Genomic DNA, 1,976 nt, shown 5'->3' with positions numbered 1-1,976 from the left:
GCCCGGGGGGGGGGGGGGGCGGGGGCGGGCGGGCGCTCAGGGCGCGGGCGGGGCCGGGAGCGCCGGACCGGGCCCACCCGCCGGCGTGGCCGGGGCCCTGCGCTCGCGCTGGTCCTCGCGCAGCCGCTGGCTGATCACCTGGGAGATGCCGTCGCCCTTCATGGTCACGCCGTACAGCGCGTCGGCGCACTCCATGGTCAGCTTCTGGTGGGTGATCACGATCAGCTGGGAGCTGTCCCGCAGCTCCTCCATGATCGCGATCAGCCGCCGCAGGTTGGTCTCGTCCAGCGCCGCCTCGACCTCGTCCATCACGTAGAACGGGCTGGGCCGGGCCTTGAAGATGGCCACCAGCAGGGCGACCGCGGTGAGCGAGCGCTCCCCGCCGGAGAGCAGCGAGAGCCGCTTGACCTTCTTGCCGGGCGGACGGGCCTCCACCTCGACGCCGGTGGTCAGCATCGAGTCGGGGTCGGTCAGCACCAGCCGCCCCTCGCCGCCCGGGAAGAGCCGCGAGAAGACGCCCTCGAACTGGGCCGCGGTGTCGTGGTAGGCCGCGGTGAACAGCTGCTCCACCCGCTGGTCCACGTCCCGGACGATCTCCAGCAGGTCGCGCCGGCTGCGCCGCAGGTCCTCCAACTGCTCGCCGAGGAACTGGTGGCGCTCCTCCAGCGCGGCGAACTCCTCCAGCGCCAGCGGGTTGACCTTGCCGAGCTGCTGGTAGGCCTTCTCCGCGGCGCGCAGCCGCTTCTCCTGCTCGGCCCGCACGTACGCGCGCGGCTCGCCGGGCTCCTGCCCCTCCTCGGGGACCGGCGGCGGCACGAGCTGGTCGGGCCCGTAGCCGGCCAGCAGTTCCTCGCCGTCGATCCCGAACTCCTCCAGTGCCCGGGCCTCCAACTGCTCGATCCGCAGCCGCTTCTCGGCCCGCAGCACCTCGTCGCGGTGGCCCGCGTCGACCAGCTTGTCCAGTTCGTCCTTGAGTTCGCGCCCGCGCTCGCGGCCGGCCCGCAGCTCGCTCTGGCGCCCGCCGCGGGCCTGCTCGACGGCGCCGCGCTCGGCGTCCGCCCGCGCCAGCGAGACCTCCAGGCAGGCGAGCAGGTGCCGGGCGCCCTCGGCCACCGCGCCCGCCACCGCCGCTCCGTGCTCGGCCCGGCGGCGGCGCTCGGCGGCGCGGGCCCGGCTCTCGCGCTCCAGACGGGCGGTGCGCTCCAGAGCGTCGGCGCGCCCGGTCAGCGAGCGGACCCGCTCCTCGTGGGTGCGCACCGCGAGCCTGGCCTCCAGCTCGACCTGCCGGGCCTGGCTGCCGGCGGGGGCCAGCCGGTCGCGCTCGGCCTGGTCCGGTTCGTCCTGCTCGCCGTCGACCGGCACCTCGGCGGCCGCCCGCAGGTCGGCCAGCTCCTCGGCGGTGGCCCGGGCGGCCAGCAGGGACTCCTCGGCGCGCTGGGCGGCGGCGGTGGCCGGGCCGGCCTCGGCGGCCGCGGGGCGGGCCTGGCCGCCGAGCCGGCCCAGCCAGCCGGCCACCTCGGCGCGCTGCTTCTCCGCCCGGCGGCGCTCCAGGGCCAGCGGCTCGAAGCCGGCCGCCAGCTCGCGCCGCCCGTCCTTGGCCTGCGCCAGGTCCTGCGCCAGCTGCTCGCAGCGCTCGGCGAGCTCCTGGAGGGCCCGCGCGGCGTTCTCCACCGCGGCCTGCGTCTCCAGCTGGCTGGGCGGGCCGGCCGAACCGCCCTGCGCGAAGCCGGCCGCCAGCAGGTCGCCCTCGGCGGTGACGGCGGTCAGCTCGGGACAGGCGGCCAGCAGCGCCGCGGCCGCGTCGCCGTCGACGAGCACGGCGGTGCGGTGCAGCAGGGCGCGCACCGCGGGCAGCAGGTCGGCGGGCCCCTCCAGCAGCTCGACGGCCCACCGGGCGCCGGCCGGCAGCGGGCCCGGGGCCTGCGGCGCGGGCGGTGCGCCGGCGATCAGCAGGGCCGCGCGGCCGGCCTCCTCGG

Annotated in this window: 1 protein-coding gene; it reads right to left on the bottom strand. The window is 78.1% G+C overall.

What is annotated here, in order from left to right; genetic code table 11:
* Positions 1 to 36: 36 nt before the first annotated feature.
* A partial coding sequence (locus ABD323_RS37050) for an AAA family ATPase (RefSeq protein WP_344446495.1) occupies positions 37 to 1,976 on the bottom strand: 1,940 nt, incomplete at its 5' end.

Origin of the sequence: Kitasatospora nipponensis (assembly GCF_039528135.1) — a bacterium.
Lineage (GTDB): Bacteria > Actinomycetota > Actinomycetes > Streptomycetales > Streptomycetaceae > Kitasatospora > Kitasatospora nipponensis.
This window is presented reverse-complemented; position numbering and strand designations above follow the sequence as displayed.